Source organism: Pedobacter agri, from assembly GCF_032678665.1.
GTDB classification, from domain to species: Bacteria; Bacteroidota; Bacteroidia; order Sphingobacteriales; family Sphingobacteriaceae; genus Pedobacter; species Pedobacter agri_A.
This window is the reverse complement of sequence record NZ_JAVTSH010000002.1, coordinates 516626-530574: the sequence shown is the minus strand read 5'-3', so window position 1 is coordinate 530574 and position 13949 is coordinate 516626. Positions and strand designations below refer to the sequence as shown.

Sequence of the window (13949 nt, the reverse complement as noted above, 5' to 3'; positions counted from 1 at the left end):
ATCCCTTTGCGTCAGCTATCAACCATTTTCCATCCCCATCTTTCCTTCCTTTACATCTTTTCTGTATCTTCGGTAAATTCAGTTTTAACATATGGCAAAGAAGAAATCGGGTAATATAAAATTGGTTCTGAATCAATTGGTTAGTGATGTATTTGAAAAAAACAATAATCAGCTTCTCAATTATAAACAGGTTTCGGCCAAATTAAATCTGAATGATCAGGAATCAAGAGAAACCATTCTCGAAATATTAAAAGATGGAAAAAGTGCCGGAATTTATCTTGAACCCGAAAAAGGCAAATTCAAACTTAAAGAGCTGCAAAACTTCATTATTGGAACGGTTGATATGACCGCAGATGGTTCTGCTTACATCGTTCCGGAAGATGAATTTGAAAAAGATGTTTTTGTTGCGCCAAGGAAATTAAAAAATGCCTTACATGGCGATACCGTTAAGGCTTATGTTTTTGCAAAGAAAAGCGGTCGCAAAAACGATGGCGAAGTAGTGGAAATCATTAAAAGGGCAAAATCGGATTTTACAGGCGTGATTAAAATATCTGATCGCTTCGCATTTGTTATCGCTGATGATAAAAAGATGATGCATGATATTTTTGTGCCATTGGCCGATACGCTAGAGGCAAAAAATGGACAGCGGGTTTTGGTAACCTTATCTGATTGGCCTGAGAGTGCTAAAAATCCAATTGGTATTGTGAAACACGTGTTGGGTAACCAAGGCGAAAACAATACCGAGATGAACGCCATTCTGGCGCAATATGGTTTTCCTTTAGAATTTCCACCGCAGGTAGAGAAAGAAGCGAATGCCATCCCTGAAGAAATTCCGGCTGCTGAGATTGCCAAGCGGAAAGATTTTAGAAATGTACTCACTTTTACCATCGATCCGGCGGATGCCAAGGATTTTGATGATGCCATTTCTTATCAAAAACTCCCAAATGGAAACCATGAAATTGGGGTCCACATTGCTGATGTTTCTCATTATGTGATCCAGGGAACAGATTTAGACAAAGAAGCTTACAGTCGTGCAACTTCCGTTTATTTGGTCGATCGCGTGATTCCGATGTTACCAGAGCGTTTGAGCAATGGCGTTTGTTCACTTCGCCCGAATGAAGATAAATTGTGTTTTGCTGCTGTTTTTGAGTTGGATGAACATGCAAATATCCAATCTGAATGGTACGGCAGAACAGTAATTCATTCTGATAGAAGATTTAGCTATGAAGAAGCCCAGGAAGTAATCGAAAATAAAGAAGGCGATTACGCAACAGAAATATTAAAATTAAACGAGCTGGCTTACATCCTCCGCGATCGTAAGTTTAAAAATGGCGCCATCAGTTTCGAAAGTACTGAGGTTAAATTTAAACTCGATGAATCAGGCAAACCTATAGGTGTTTACGTAAAAGAACGTAAAGATGCCCACAAACTCATTGAAGATTATATGCTTTTGGCCAATCGTAAAGTGGCAGAATTTGTGGCCAAAAAACAAAAAGGAGAAAAGAAACTCACATTCGTTTACCGTGTTCACGACTCGCCAAATATGGAGACACTAAACACTTTTGCCACTTTTGCTTCACGCTTTGGCTATAAAATCAACACCAAATCAGATAAGGAAATTGCAAAATCGTTAAACCACTTAATGGCCGATGTTGAAGGTAAGAAGGAACAGAACATTTTGACCTCATTGGCCATTCGTTCAATGGCAAAGGCAATTTATTCCACCAAAAAAACCAGTCACTACGGTTTAGCTTTTGAATATTATACCCACTTTACGTCTCCTATTCGTCGTTATCCAGATGTGATGGCACATAGGTTACTGCAAACCTATTTAGATGGTGGCAAATCTGCTGATGCAGAATTTTACGAGGTAGCTTGCGCACATTCTTCTGCGATGGAAAAACGTGCTGCCGATGCAGAAAGAGCATCGATTAAATACAAACAGGCCGAGTATCTGGAGGAAAATATTGGTACAGAGTATAAAGGAATTATCTCTGGCGTAACCGAATGGGGCATGTATGTAGAAATTGAAGAAAATAAATGCGAAGGCATGATTCGTCTGCGTGATATTTCAGATGATTTTTACGTACTCGATGAGAAAAACTACTGCATTGTAGGACAAAGAAAAAAGAAAAAATATCAACTTGGTGATGAAGTGATGATCCGTGTAAAGAAAGTTGATCTTTCTAAACGTCAGATTGATTTTACACTTATTCCTGATTAAAAATTAAGACATTTGTGCCATCATAACACAGTGTTTACGCAAAGCATGCATACTACAGAACAATTACAACAAATTCTAGATACAGCAATACAAAATTTAAAGTTTCCCGATCAGCCTAAGCAGCTTTACGATCCGATTACTTATATTATCAACCTGGGTGGCAAACGTGTTCGCCCGCTTTTGGTTTTAATGGCTACCGAACTTTTTGGCAACGATGCGAACGATTCTATTCATGCCGCAATGGCCATTGAGGTATTCCATAATTTTACGTTGGTTCATGACGACATTATGGACAACGCACCACTACGCAGAGGCAAAGCAACCGTTCACGAAAAATGGAGCACTAATACTGCTATTTTAAGTGGCGATGTGATGATGGTAGAAGCTAACAAGAATCTCGCTAAAGTTAATCCTGTTTTCCTTAAAGATGTATTGGATACCTTCAATGCGACCGCTCAAGGCGTTTGTGAAGGGCAACAGCTCGATATGGAATTCGAAAGTCGTGATGATGTGAGTATCGAGGAATACATCAATATGATCAGGTTGAAAACAGCCGTGCTTTTGGGTGGTGCCTTAAAACTGGGGGCGATCATTGCAGGTGCTTCCGCTAAAGATGCCGATTTAATTTATCAGTTCGGGGAAAACATCGGCATTGCTTTCCAATTGCAGGATGATATTTTAGATGTTTACGCAGACCCCGAAAAGTTTGGCAAACAGGTTGGTGGAGACATTATTGCAAATAAGAAAACATTTTTACTTTTAAAGGCCTTTGAACTTGCAGAAGGCGATATTAAAGAATCACTGGATACCTGGACCAGCTATAAAGATTTCGACACTAAAGAGAAAGTTGCCACCGTAAGATCAGTTTACGATACGCTTAATGTGCAGAATATCGCTAAAGAGAGCATGAACAAATATTTGGATAATGCCTTGAATCTATTTGCGCAAATCAATGTAAGCGATGAACAAAAAAGCAATCTGCTAACGCTTACCAATCAGTTAATGGCTAGAGAGTATTAAAATTTACAAATTCTCATTGCAAGCTACGAAGAAGCGTTGTAAAAATTAGCCCATTAAGATTGCTTCGTACCTCGCAATGACGATGTACCAAAAGAAGCCAATGCTAGAGCATTGGCTTCTTTTATTATTGACAAGTCCCGAAATACGTTACCTAACTAGCCTATCTATTATGGAAAAACAAAAAAAGTCCTGATTTTCATCAGGACTTTTCGAATATCGGTTGATACTAATTATTCTGCAGTTGCAGCTTCTTCAGTAGCTTCGTCTTTTTTCTCAGCTTTTTTTGCTGGTGCTTTTTTAGCTGGTGCTTCTGCAACAACTTCTTTAGCTTCAGTTGCTTTTTGAGCAGCTGGTTTTTTAACTAATGCTGCTTCAATTTCAGCATCAGAGATAGGAAGAACAGATACATAAGATTTGTTATCTTGTTTCTTTCTGAAAACAACAGTACCATCAATCAAAGCAAATAATGTATGGTCTTTTCCTAAACCAACATTTTTATCTGGATGGTGTTTTGTACCACGTTGACGTACCAAAATGTTTCCAGCGATAGCTAACTGACCACCGAAAATTTTAATACCTAAACGCTTACTATGCGATTCACGTCCGTTTTTCGAACTACCGGCTCCTTTTTTGTGTGCCATGATTTTATATTTTTTAACTCGCTAAAAGCGAATTATTGGGTTAACAATTAATTATAACGTGATATCAGAGATCTGAATCTTTGTGAAAAACTGGCGGTGACCATTTTTCTTTTTGTAACCTTTTCTACGTTTCTTGTGGAAAACGATTACTTTATCACCTTTTAAATGAGATACGATAGTAGCTGAAACTTTAGCACCTTTAACTGCAGGAGCTCCTACAGTGATTGCACCACCATTATCAACCAACAATACATTATCAAATTCAATACTAGCGCCTTCATCTCCTTGCAATCTGTGTACAAAAAGGTGCTGGTCTTTAGCAACTTTAAATTGCTGCCCTGCTATATTTACTATTGCGTACATTGTTTAAATATTAGTTTTTTAATTTTTATTTAACGAGGTGCAAATATAGAACAAATTCAATTAACACACAAACACATATCGAAAATATTTTCAACTATAATCCTCCGAAACCAGTATTTTTAAAATTTTAGGTTTTAAAATCAATTTGCAGCCATTTCTCTAGTAACTTGGAAAGCAAGGCAAAGTGTATATAGGTTGCTCCTGCCCTGCCATCCGCTTTATTTGCCTCATAAAAATTCGGCTGCATGCCCGCTTCTGTCAGGTTTATTTTACGCAGGTTGGTATTTCTATTATTGTTAGCACCTGGCAAATTGCATTGGGTTAGTGCTGCCTTTGTTACTAAACCCGATTGAATGAAAATACTTTTTGTAGCACCGTCATCCTGAGCTTGTCGAAGGATTCGCCCATATTTGCAGGCGCTTCGATAAACTCAGCGTGACAGCATTAAGCGCTACCACTCACAAAAAGATTGCAATGAAAGCGGGACAGCACGCTGCCAAGGCACACTAAACATTCGTTTCCAAAGTAAACTAAACAAATGGTTAAAAAATGTTAAAGCATTTTTGTTATTACGAATATTTCGTAGATTTACGAAAACTAAATAGACAACCTAAACACTTAAATTTTATGAAACGTATCTTAATTACTTCGATTGCGGCATTTTCCGCCATTTCATCTTTCGCACAAAACCCTGACCAGGCCTTAGCCCGGGTGAGGTATACCTATATACACATTCAAGACACCACACAAAAAGAAAAACCACATAAAGAAAACATGTTGCTGGTAACAGGAAAAAACGCTTCCGTTTACACCAGTTACGATAAATTGAATCAAGCGGTAAATGCAAAGAAGCAAATTGAAGAACAGCTCAGAAATCAGACCGGCAGCGGCACCATGAAAATAGAAATTAAAAGCGAAATGAAATCGCCAACCACCGCTGTTGATTATTTCTTTTTTGCCAATGAGCGTAAAATGTTTAGCAAAGAAAAACTATATAACAATTACCTTATTGAAGAAAATACGCCACAAATTGACTGGAAAATAGCAAAAGATACGATGAGTTTTTCGGGTATCTCCTGCCAGAAAGCTACAGCTAAATTCAAAGGTAGAAACTGGATCGCCTGGTTCGCTACCGAAATTCCGTTTCAAAGTGGTCCATGGAAACTGAATGGCCTGCCTGGCTTAATTGTAGCCGCTCATGATGATAAAAACGAAGTAAAGTTTGAGTTTGCCGGACTAGAAAATGTAACTGCAGACGACGCCAAAAACGCTTCAGATGGGGATCAGAAAATTATAATGCCAAATGGTACGCCTGGAACAATAAAAATTGCAGGAATGGAAACAAGCACAGCCTATTTGGGTTCGGAAATTAAACTCCCTACTGATGCCATTAAAACTACCCGAAAAGACCTTGATAAGCTAAAAGCAGCACGAGATAAAGATCCACAGGGTTTTATGCAGGCACAAATGGCAGCCAACGGTATTCAGGGAACATTTAAAAGAAGCGTATCAACACCATCAGGTCAGCCAGTAGCTAAACGTGAAATTAACAATCCTATAGAACTTCCTGAGAAAAAATGAGAAAGGCTACTTTAACTACCTTGATATTTTTGTGGGGGATTACATTCGCTTTCGCTCAAAAAACAATTAAAGGTACCGTGAAAGATGCCGCAGGCAAAGGCATTGAATCGGTAAATGTAAACCTGAAAGACAGTGAAGGCAACATCATTAGTTTTACCAGAACAAATAAAGATGGTGTGTTTAATCTTACTGTTAAAAATGATCAAATTACGGGCTACAGACTTGAAGCATCAAGTATTGGCTATAAAAAACAATCCATTTCCATTTTAGATGTAAGTAAAAATCAGGATTTGACTTTAACACCAAGTGAGACCAGTTTGGAAACGGTAACAGTTAAAAACCGTCCGTCGCTAAGCTCGAAAGGAGATACATTAAATTATAGAACTTCTGATTTTGCCGACAAACAAGACCGTAGCATCGGCGACGTACTTAAAAAAATGCCCGGCATTGAGGTTGCAGAAAATGGGAAAATTAGCTACAACGGTAAATCCATTTCTAATTTATATGTAGACGGCGATAATTTACTTGATGATAAGTATAACATTGGCACAAAAAGTATCCCTCAGGGTGCTGTTGATAAAGTACAGGTTATTCAAAATGATCAGCCCATTAAAATGATGCGTAAAAATAACATGAGCGATGATGTTGCTTTGAACCTGGTAATTAAAGACGACGCAAAAGTTAAGGTAATGGGCGACGCTACCGTTGGAGCCGGAATGCCAAACCGTTTTGATGAAAACCTGACCGCCATGCTGTTTAACAAAAAACTTAAATTCATCAATAACATTAAAGGGAATAACATCGGTAACGATCCTGGTATCGATTTAACCTCGCACAATTTAGCCGATTACTTAAAGCGTGTAGATAATAACAAACCCAGCGGTTTATTGTCTACGGGCGCAGCTGGTGTACCTTCCCTGCCACAAAACAGGTATTTATTCAATAAAGCGGGTGTAGTGAATTTAAATAACCTATACAAGTTTAATCAGGATTTGCAGCTGAGGGCTAATATTGCTTATCTGTTTGATGAGCGGAGGCAGCAATACAATAAATTTTCGCAAACGTATTTAGCAGATCAAACCATCAGTTATGCCGAATTTCAAAACAATGAAATTAACCCACAAAAAATAAGAGCCCAGTTCAACTTAAATAAAAATGCAGCCAATGACTATTTTAACAATAGCTTCATGGTAGATTACACCCCTTTCAAAACCAATTCAGCATTTTCCATTAACAACGTGGCGGCAAACCAGGTTTTAAAACAGGAGACTTTCGATATTTCAAACGAGTTCAATTATCGTAAGAAACTTAAATCGGAAAATGTAATAATGCTGTATTCGTACTTAAACAGAACCTCGCAACCTGAAACTTTGAATATTACGCCAGGTTTAAATGCCGATATTCTGAATAATGGCAATAGTTATTTAGGTTTGAGCCAATACATCAAATTACCAACCTGGTACACCAACAATTATGTATCATTCGCTTTTGTAAATGGTGGCTTTGCTCAAACTTATAAGGCGGGTTTTAATCTTCAGCAACAAAATTTAAACGCTGAGCTTTATCGCATCCAAAACGATCAAACTTCTGAACTGGTTTCGCAAAATGCTGTGAATGATTTAAATTGGTTTAAAGGGAGAATTTATACAGATGCCACTTACGAATACACCAATGATAAAATAAAAGCAGGACTTAGTTTACCATTAAGCTATAACCGCATTAACTATAACGACCCTGGAAATGCATTGAACAATAGTTTAAACAAGCTTTTCATCAATCCATCATTGAATATAAAATATCAAACAGGAATAGAAAATTATGTATCGGCTAACTATTCTTATAAGAATGATCTGGGTGGAATTGATGACGTATACCGCGGAACAGTTTTGAAGAACTACCGATCGTTATTTGCAAACAATGCCCCTATTTCTGAAACAAAAACGCATAGCTTTCGTGGGGAATTTAATTTCAGGAAAGCAATGCAGATGGTTTTCTTTAACGCTTCTGCCGGTTACAGCAATACCGAACTTAATACCATTTCATCTTTTAACCTGAGCAATAATATTCAGCAAAGAATTGTACTGCCGTTAGAGAACCACATTAAAAGCTTATCAGCGAGTGCAAACGCAAGCAAATATCTGTTTGCATTGAGAAGCACTGTTAACGCAGGTGTAAATTTTTCGCAGAGCAAATATAGCCAACTTCAAAATGGAGAACTTTTGCCGTTTAATACGAAAACGATTACATACAAGGCCGCCATTGAAGCCAAGCTTAACAATTTCATCAACTGGTCGTACGGTGCCACTTATGCTGTGACCAATAATCAGGCTGAAGTTGCCGATGCAATTAAAACGAGTTTTCGACAGTTAAGGCAACAATCTACATTGGCCATTACCACAGTGCAAAATGTATATCTCAATCTATCAGCCGAACATCTATTTACACATCAGGCCAATCAGCCGAATCTGAAATACCTCTTTGCTGATGCCAATGTGAAATATAAATTGCTAAAGATGAAAACCGATCTGGAGTTTGGAATCACGAATTTGGCGAATATTAAACAGTTTGATGCGATTTATCTATCAGCAAACGCATTAACAACAGGAACATATCTAATTCCCGGACGAGTAGCCATGCTGAAAGCAACCTTCAATTTTTAGAATGAAACAGGCTTCACTTGAATTAGGAAATGCTCTCTTTTCGATTGATGGGATGGCTTAAGACTTCAGTTGAGAAATCTTCGAACGATAAAAGTTTAAAGATTTCTCGACTTCGGTTAAAACGATGGTTAATAAGAAGTATTAAAAGCCAATTGTGATCATGATTTTAAAATTACATCCAATAAAACTTTGAGGGCATTGGTGATCTACGCTGCTGTTTGCTAAGGCTTGGTTGTGATGTGTATGATTCCGGGACTTCCTTTAGTTATGCTTATGTCAGCTATTTTATTAACATCAAGATTTTTAAAATCAGCATTCGATGCCTTGTCGCCATTAATGTAATAGTCAATTTCGCTGGCTGGGTTTCCTTTTAATTTCACCTCTATTTTATCATCTGATGATTTTGCAGTGGCTTTAATCAGCACCACTTTATGAATGCTACCTTTTATAGGTTTGTCCGTCTGTTTTAAATTTGCATCTCTTAAAAATATGCCCATAGTAGCCTGGTCAATCTTCAAACTATCTTTAAAAGTAAAGCGCTGCACCGTGGTTTTCATCTCTGTTCCTTCTGCGGTTTTCAAATCAATCACTTTGCCAACAAGCTTGCTTAACTCACTCGAAATCGACTGCTGCGTGGTATCAGCAGTTTCAAAATTTGTCTTAAAAACGAAAGTCATCTTTCTAACTGAGTCAATTCCTTTTGCTGACTCCCGGACAGCTTTAATTTTAACTTTTTGTTTGTTTTTTGCTGGCTTGTTAATGATCATTTGCTTTTCAATATCTGGCAAAGTGCTTTTAATCATATTGGTAAGCGGCACCATCGTTTTATGAATACTTTTTTTGTCGATGGTAAAGGCGAGTGTAATACAAAGCAAAATTGGTAAAACCAACAAATAACGAGACAAATTCACTTTTGATGAACGTTTGGCATTCATCATTATAATTCGCTTTTTAAGATCCGAAAGGTTAAAATTATTGACAATCGCAATAGACGGCTGTAGGCTACCAACATCTAATAAGCTATACTGATAAGCTTTCTTATCAATTCCTTTCTTCAGTATTTTGGCATCAGTGATGAATTCGATATTTTCTCTCACCGCTTTTTTCATCAGCCAAACTCCTGGATTAAACCAGTAAAAAACCACACAAATTTCTGCAAGGATGATATCTAGCGTATGCCATTCTTCCACATGTACTTTTTCGTGCTCCAAAATATTGTTTAAATCCTGGGCCTTGTGCAGGGCCGGATTAATATAAATGGTTTGCCAGAAACTGAAAGGACTTACTTCTTCTGTCAAAATGCGGACATTGAAATTTTGCAATTTGCCAGCAGCAGATTTTTGATGCATCTGCCTGAGTGAAATGAATTGGGTTAAAAGCCTTACTGCCATGAGCAGAACACCGATATAAAAAACAACAGTTAGCACTTGACAAAGGATAGAAATGGAATCCTGTTGCACAAACTGCTTCACATTTTGATTTAATTGCGGGATAAAGGCAGGAACAGATGGCTGACCAGCAAAGAAATTAGTTAGATTGATGAATGGATATGCTGAAGAAAAAGCGATACCAAAGATCAAAAAAACTCGATTAAGGTAGTAAAATGTTAATCTTCGAAGAATGAGATAATAAGTTGCTGAAAATAAAATCAGCACCAGGTTAATCTTCAATAAGACAAGGAAGAAATATGGCATGGCATTACTTTTCTGGGTTTTCGATCAGATTAATTATCTCTTTCAATTCCTCTGCACTGATTTTTTTATCCTTCGCAAAAAAAGCAACAAGTTCTTTGTACGAACTTTGAAAATAATTATTCACGAAGCCACTCATGAAACGCTTTTTATATTCAACCTCTTTCACTTTTGCACTATACCGATTGGCATTTGCAAAGCGTTCACTAATCAGATAACCCTTTTTTTCCAGGTTTTTTATCGTAGATGCCAGTGTGGTGTATGGCGGTTTCGGCTCAGGCAAAACATCCATAAAATCTTTGATAAAACCCTTTCCTACCTGCCAAACCGCGAGCATGGCTTCTTCCTCCTGAATAGTTAACTTTTCCATCAATTACGAATATATCGTAAATATACGAAATCTCCGAAAAAGAAAAAGACTTTATTAAAACACTAAATTTTAGCATCTTAATAAAGTCTTAGTTAATATTTGAAATAAATTTACTTTCCTGATCTTATTTCTGCCTGGTTTAAAGTTTCCTGGATAACCTTACGCATTTGAACAGCAGCATCTAACAGCTTCGGATTGCCATCAAAATCGCCAAAAATTACCACATGTTTTGATTTCTCTTTATAATTAAAGGTAATGTCATAGCGGGGAACCAGTTTTGATTTTGCACTCTTCTGCCCGATGGTATCTGGAAAATTCCAAAGCCCGATTTCATTTGCTTTCCTATGCATGTATAGGATGTCGTCGCTCTTTAAGAAAAACTTCTTGGTGATTACCGAATCTCTGTTATTCACATATTGATAAACGCCGGTTTTCGAATCATAATTGTTTTCTAAAGTATCTTTTAAACCATAGCTAAACTGCATCGAAACAAAATCTGCCTTGCGGAAAGGCGCATTTTGAATAATGGGTTTGTAATAGATATAACAATAAATGATCATCGGAACGATGATGGTAATGGCTAAGAATATCTTTTTTGCGTTACTTGACACTTTGATTAATTATTGAATGAATGAATTATTAAATGAGTGAACTATTGAATGAGTGAATTTGACATATGAGTAAAACGATGCAAAGTTTAAAAAATTTACCGAACGTAAAGACATCCCAAAATCATTTGTGAGTTAGATCGTCTACACTTAAACATCACCCTACTAATCTTTCAGTTCTCCCTCCCACTTACTTACTACAGCAGTTGCAATGCTATTTCCAACTACATTTGTAGCAGAGCGGCCCATATCTAATAGCGGATCGATACCGATTAACAAAGCCAATCCAGCTTCCGGAATATTAAAGCTGGCAATGGTTCCGGCAATTACCACCAGTGAGGCTCTTGGCACACCTGCAATTCCTTTACTAGTTAACATCAAAATCAGTAACATCGAAATTTGTTGTTCAAAACCTAAATGAATGCCATAAGCCTGGGCGATGAATAGCGATGCGAAAGTCATATACATCATCGAGCCATCCAGATTAAATGAATAACCCAATGGCAAAACGAAACTCACAATTTTATCTTTGCAACCGAAACGCTCCAGAAGCATCATTGTTTTTGGATAGGCAGCTTCACTACTTGCGGTACTGAAAGCCAAAATCGCTGGCTCTTTCATATCGTTTACCAAACGGAAAACACGTTTTTTCAATATTAAAAAGCCTAAAAAGATTAGAACAGCCCATAAAATACCTAAACCCAGATAAAACTCACCGATGAAAATGGCATAAGTATTTAATACATTCAAACCTTGCTTTGCAACAATTGCGGTCATGGCACCAAAAACGGCCAATGGAGCGAAGTTCATTACATAACCCGTCATTTTTAAAATCACATGCGCTATCGCATCAAAAGCTTTGATTACCACCTGGCCCAAATCGCCAATGGCAGCAGTGGCTACGCCAAAAAACAAAGAGAAAACTACAATCTGCAAAATTTCATTGGTAGCCATTGATTCGGCGATACTCTTAGGAAAAACATGTGCAATAAAGTCTTTAATACTCATCGCTGCTTTCTGTATTCCAGTATTTACCATTTGATCTGGCAAAGTCAATTGCATGTGCTTTCCAGGTTCGAAAAGGTTTACTAAAACCAGACCTAATACAAGTGACATTAACGACATGGCCATAAACCAGCCCAGTGTTTTCCCGCCAATACGTCCTACGGCTTTAATATCTCCTACTTTTGCCACGCCTACCACCAAAGTGGTAAATACTAATGGCGCTACAATCATTTTAATCAAACGCAGAAAGATATCACTCAGCAGCGTAAAATATTCAAGCTTTTTTTCCCTGATATCTTCATTTTCTTTTTTAATCTGGGCATTTACTTTTCGTTCGGCTTTGAGCTGAGCATAAACTGCAGATGTAGTATCAGCTGTTTTTTTAATGCTCACTTCAATACTTTTCACTTTCGCATCAGCATTTAGAATTTTCTGATTATAAATATCGATCGAATTAACGTTCAGAATGTAGCCTAATGCAACTCCGGCGATCAGCGCCAGGAAAATGAAAAGCGTGAGTTTGTTTTTCTTCATGAATATAAAAAGTTTGTGGCTCTGTTAATTTGGTAAAACTACGATATTTAAGGCGTGTAACAAATTTTGATTCATCAGCTGTTTAAAAATTATTTTAATTTCTATTTTCGCTGTAACAAAAAACGCAAATCTCCATCTAAAAAGCACTTATCATCCCGTAAATGGAACAAAAAGACAAGTTATTTAAAGAAATCTTCGATTCGAATTCCAAGAAAATATTCCATTTATGTTATGGTTATACTGGCGATACCGATGCCGCAAACGATCTGTTGCAGGAAACTTTTTTAAAGGTTTGGCAGAATCTGGATAAGTTCAGAAACAAATCTTTGATTTCGACCTGGATATACAGAATTGCGGTTAACACCTGTTTAACTTACTTAAGATCGGAAAAAAGGCAAGCAAAGGATGAGCTGACCGAAAATATCATTGAGAATAAAATAGAAGAATTTTCGGAAAAGAATGAACAGGTAGCATTACTTTACAAATGCATTTCCAAGCTTGAAGAAAATGATCGTTTGATTATCACCATGGTGCTTGATGAGCTCCCCTACCACGAAATTGCTGATATCTCCGGAATAAGCGAAGGCAACTTGAGGGTTAAAATTCATCGTATTAAACAAAAATTAACAGAACTATATAACCAATATGCAAGCGTTTGATCAAATACAAGAGTTGTGGCAAAAACACGATGTAGAAGTTAAACTTTCTGCTGATGAAATGCTGCAACAAGCAAAAAAAGAAGTGAACGGCTTGAAGTTCAAATCTGCCTTGAATATTTTTGGCATGCTTGCATCGTTTATTGCAATTGCCGCCTTATGGATGTTTTATCATTTCAACTCATGGACAACCCATGTTGGGATTAGCATCACCATGATTGCGATTGGCGTTTATACTTTAATCTTATATCGCGACCACAGGCTAATTTCCAAAACAGACTACACACTTCATCCGAACGAATATTTAAACAACCTAAAAAGCTATCAGTTAAATCGTTATAAACTTTATAATTCACTTTATTGGTTTTACACGGTAGCCTTATCATTGGGTATCATATTTTATTTTGTTGAGATTTTGGGGCATTTCAATATCTACCAAAAAATGGTGGCAATTGGATCAACCGCACTATGGATTCTTTTCTGTTCAACCATTTTAAGAAAGGCAGTAATTAAAAGAGAGAAAGAGAGAATTTCGCTACTAATAGAAAAATTCGAACGCATTAGCAGTCAGATTTCTTCCATCGATCAAATTTAGG

General features: G+C 37.2%; 13 protein-coding genes. 6 read left to right on the top strand and 7 right to left on the bottom strand.

Annotated features, from left to right (window positions below; translation table 11 throughout):
- Positions 1–91 precede the first annotated feature (91 nt).
- Both rnr and R2Q70_RS05865 read left to right on the top strand, forming a co-directional pair.
- Positions 92–2224 (top strand): ribonuclease R, encoded by a 2133-nt coding sequence (gene rnr, locus R2Q70_RS05870; RefSeq protein WP_316806706.1) that lies wholly within the window; start codon positions 92–94, stop codon positions 2222–2224.
- Between the two features lie 45 nt (positions 2225–2269).
- Positions 2270–3244, top strand: coding sequence for a polyprenyl synthetase family protein (locus tag R2Q70_RS05865; RefSeq protein ID WP_316806705.1), 975 nt, complete (start codon positions 2270–2272; stop codon positions 3242–3244).
- Positions 3245–3474: 230 nt separating this feature from the next.
- Here the strand turns inward: R2Q70_RS05865 and rpmA are convergent, their stop codons facing one another.
- From rpmA to R2Q70_RS05850, 3 genes are all read right to left on the bottom strand, one after another.
- On the bottom strand, positions 3475–3885 hold the full coding sequence (gene rpmA / locus R2Q70_RS05860; RefSeq protein WP_316806704.1) for a 50S ribosomal protein L27: 411 nt from the start codon (positions 3883–3885) through the stop codon (positions 3475–3477).
- Positions 3886–3936: 51 nt separating this feature from the next.
- Positions 3937–4248 carry a 50S ribosomal protein L21 gene (gene rplU / locus R2Q70_RS05855; protein ID WP_010601215.1) on the bottom strand — a complete coding sequence of 104 codons (312 nt, stop codon included), beginning with the start codon at positions 4246–4248 and terminating at the stop codon, positions 3937–3939.
- A gap of 127 nt (positions 4249–4375) precedes the next feature.
- Complete coding sequence (locus tag R2Q70_RS05850; protein WP_316806703.1) at positions 4376–4558, bottom strand: hypothetical protein; 183 nt, start codon at positions 4556–4558, stop codon at positions 4376–4378.
- Between the two features lie 317 nt (positions 4559–4875).
- On the opposite strand from R2Q70_RS05850, the gene R2Q70_RS05845 reads away from it, so the two are divergent.
- Both R2Q70_RS05845 and R2Q70_RS05840 read left to right on the top strand, forming a co-directional pair.
- Positions 4876–5829, top strand: a complete 954-nt coding sequence (locus R2Q70_RS05845; RefSeq protein WP_316806702.1) for a GLPGLI family protein — start codon at positions 4876–4878, stop codon at positions 5827–5829.
- A complete protein-coding gene (locus R2Q70_RS05840; RefSeq protein ID WP_316806701.1) occupies positions 5826–8489 on the top strand; it encodes a carboxypeptidase-like regulatory domain-containing protein in 2664 nt (887 codons plus the stop codon). The genes R2Q70_RS05845 and R2Q70_RS05840 overlap by 4 nt, the downstream gene beginning before the upstream one ends.
- 221 nt (positions 8490–8710) lie before the next feature.
- Here R2Q70_RS05840 and R2Q70_RS05835 read toward each other — a convergent pair whose 3' ends face one another.
- The 4 genes from R2Q70_RS05835 to R2Q70_RS05820 form a co-directional block, all read right to left on the bottom strand.
- Entirely contained in the window at positions 8711–10183 is a 1473-nt protein-coding gene (locus tag R2Q70_RS05835) for a M56 family metallopeptidase (RefSeq protein WP_316806700.1), read from the bottom strand.
- A gap of 4 nt (positions 10184–10187) precedes the next feature.
- Entirely contained in the window at positions 10188–10550 is a 363-nt protein-coding gene (locus R2Q70_RS05830) for a BlaI/MecI/CopY family transcriptional regulator (protein WP_307288361.1), read from the bottom strand.
- Between the two features lie 110 nt (positions 10551–10660).
- On the bottom strand, positions 10661–11161 hold the full coding sequence (locus tag R2Q70_RS05825) for a hypothetical protein (protein WP_116167915.1): 501 nt from the start codon (positions 11159–11161) through the stop codon (positions 10661–10663).
- Between the two features lie 162 nt (positions 11162–11323).
- Positions 11324–12697: a dicarboxylate/amino acid:cation symporter gene (locus R2Q70_RS05820; protein ID WP_316806699.1), complete on the bottom strand. Its 1374-nt coding sequence runs from the start codon at positions 12695–12697 to the stop codon at positions 11324–11326.
- A gap of 161 nt (positions 12698–12858) precedes the next feature.
- Here R2Q70_RS05820 and R2Q70_RS05815 point away from each other — a divergent pair, with 161 nt between their 5' ends.
- Complete coding sequence (locus R2Q70_RS05815) at positions 12859–13356, top strand: RNA polymerase sigma factor (RefSeq protein ID WP_010601992.1); 498 nt, start codon at positions 12859–12861, stop codon at positions 13354–13356.
- On the top strand, positions 13343–13948 hold the full coding sequence (locus R2Q70_RS05810; RefSeq protein ID WP_316806698.1) for a hypothetical protein: 606 nt from the start codon (positions 13343–13345) through the stop codon (positions 13946–13948). The genes R2Q70_RS05815 and R2Q70_RS05810 overlap by 14 nt, the downstream gene beginning before the upstream one ends.
- Position 13949 lies beyond the last annotated feature (1 nt).